The following is a 2,471-nucleotide window of genomic DNA, read 5'->3' as shown; positions in this document are numbered from 1 at the left end:
ATGCTGTACAGCGCGACGAGCGTGTTGTCCCGTGGAGCGGCAAGTCGCAGCAGCAAATAGGCTTGTTGATCGTCGGCGCCGTACAGCTTGGCGTTGCCGAAGACTTGATTGGCCCAGAGGCTGCTTTCGCCGCAATCGCGCGCCTGGCACCAAAAAAGCAACCCGGCGCCCTGTTGTTGCAAGGCCTCGCGGGCAGCGGTGAATGCCTCGATGGATGAATGTTCAGGTGGCAACTCGTAGGTCACCGAAGTGACGTTGCCGCGGGCACTGACCTGACTGTCGAAACGTAACTGGCCACTGATTTTACGAATCGAACCCAACGGGTAGATCCGCTCCAGTTCGGCGGCGGGACGATAATCGACAATCCGGGCGTCGACCATGCGCGGTACTATCGGCAGGTCCTGACTGCCCGGAACATCGGCGGCGAACAACATGGGACTGAAACTGCACAGCACCAGCAAACTGAATGAACGCATGGATAGACTCATCGGATCAGCATGGCCTGGGCACCCTTGATGACACTGGCTTCATCGGCGCGTTGCGGTACCTGCAGACCACGCTGCACCGCCGGCCGAGCCTCCAGGGTCGCCATCCAGCGCTGCAACGCCGTCAAGCCCTCCACCGAGACGCCCGACCACTCGTAGCCGCGCACCCAGGGAAAGGTGGCGATGTCGGCAATGCTGTACTGATCGGCGAGGAACTCCACGCTTTGCAAACGCGTGTCGAGCACTTCGTAGAGGCGGCGGGTTTCATGCTGATAGCGGTCGATGGCGCCCTGGAGTTTTTCCGGAAAGTAGCGGAAGAACACGTTGGCCTGACCCTGCATCGGGCCGATGCCCCCCATCTGGAACATCAGCCACTGCAATACCAGCGAACGTCCCTTCGGGTCGCTCGGCATCAGTTTGCCGGTCTGTTCAGCGAGGTAAATCAGGATGGCGCCGGATTCGAACACGGCGAAATCGCCGTTGGCGCGGTCGACAATTGCCGGAATCCGGCCATTGGGGTTGATCTTGAGGAAGTCCGCGGACTTCTGCTCCTTTTTGTCGAAACTCAGGGCATGCACCGTGTAGGGCAGGCCGAGTTCCTCGAGCACGATAGAGACCTTGTGGCCATTCGGGGTCGCAGCGGTGTAGAGATCTATCATGGTTGTCTCCCATTTCAACCCGCCCAGCCTCGACAGTTGCCCGACGCAAGTCAAGGAATGGCGAAGAACCGATTGAAACAGTCTGCGACAAGATCGGCACCGGACTCGTCATTCAGGTGCAAATGGTGGCCGCCTGGCAGCTGTTCCCGGCTAAAGGGTAGACGCTCCAGCAATTCCGGGTGTTTGGCGAGCATGCCGTCGGCGGCAACCACCAGTGTTGCAGGACACTTGACCCGCTGGACGAAGGCCATGGCCTGTTCGGTGGTAAGACGCAGCGGCGATGGCAACGTGAGGCGATTGTCGGTGCGCCAGGTGTAACCGCCCGGCACCGGCATCAAGCCCCGCTGGGCCAGCAACTCGGCGGCTTCGCGGCTGACCGCGACTAAACCTTTCATGCGCGCTTCGATGGCTCGGTCGAGGGTGTCGTAGACCGGTTTGCGCTTTTCCCGCAGATCCAGTTGCGCTTGCAGGGCCATGCCCATTCGCTCGGCAGCGTTTTCACCTTTGTCTGTAGGAGGAATGATGCCGTCGATCAACGCCAGGTGGGTGACCCGCTCGGGCATCGCCCCGGCGATGATCAGCGAAGCGATGGCACCCATCGAATGCCCCATCAGCGCAAATTTGCGCAGTCCAAGCTGTTCGGCGACCTGCAGCACATCGTGGGCGTAGTCCCACATGGCGTAACCGGCTCCCGGCGGGCGATGCCCGGAATGACCATGACCGGCCATGTCCAGGGCGATGATGCGCAGGCCTTTGAGCTTCGGCGCCAGACGGGCAAAGCTGTTGGCGTTGTCCAGCCAGCCATGCAGGGCAATGACCGGCAAAYCGTCTTCGGGACCAAACAGGTGCGCCGCCAGTTCGATGTGCGGCAGGCTCAGGCGGACCTCTTCGACGACGTGRCTCATGCGCATTCCTGTTGTCGACGGCCGTCCCAGCGGTAGAACAGGCCTTTGAGCATTTCAGCGGTATCAAGGGGACGTTCGAGCGGAAACATGTGGCCGCCGGGCATGGTCAACGACTCGCCCAACGGCAGGCGGTCGACTGAACTTGCGTGATGGCGCATCACCACGCGGCTGTTGTGCCCGCGAACCACCGCCAGCGGCACTTGCAACTGCCGGGTGCTGCCCGGGCTGGTATGCGGCACGCCGCGATAGATGCTGATTTCCGTGGCCGGGTCGAACCGCAAGCGCAGCTTGTCATCGACCTGGTGCAAGCCATGTTGCAGGTAGGCATCGAAGCATTCCGGGTCGAAGCCGCGAAACAGGGTTTTACCGGCGAAGTACTTGCGCGCGCTTTCCAGGTCGGCGAATTCCTCACGACGACCGAG

The 2,471-nt window shown here is 61.4% G+C and carries 4 protein-coding genes; all 4 read right to left on the bottom strand.

Features of this window, described 5'->3' with window-relative positions:
• Window positions 1–476 (bottom strand): DUF4892 domain-containing protein (locus ACXRVY_RS24135; protein ID WP_458238441.1); only part of this gene is annotated, 476 nt, incomplete at its 3' end.
• 8 nt (window positions 477–484) lie between these two features.
• Window positions 485–1,144, bottom strand: a complete 660-nt coding sequence (locus ACXRVY_RS24130) for a glutathione S-transferase family protein (RefSeq protein WP_108215304.1) — start codon at window positions 1,142–1,144, stop codon at window positions 485–487.
• Between the two features lie 50 nt (window positions 1,145–1,194).
• Complete coding sequence (locus ACXRVY_RS24125; protein ID WP_458238440.1) at window positions 1,195–2,049, bottom strand: alpha/beta hydrolase; 855 nt, start codon at window positions 2,047–2,049, stop codon at window positions 1,195–1,197.
• Window positions 2,046–2,471 (bottom strand): alpha/beta fold hydrolase (locus tag ACXRVY_RS24120; RefSeq protein WP_458238439.1); only part of this gene is annotated, 426 nt, incomplete at its 5' end. The genes ACXRVY_RS24125 and ACXRVY_RS24120, both read right to left, overlap by 4 nt.

The organism is Pseudomonas sp. P5_A2_2 (assembly GCF_054177685.1).
The sequence above is the reverse complement of the archived record's forward strand: the minus strand, read 5'-3'. Positions and strand labels throughout refer to the sequence as shown.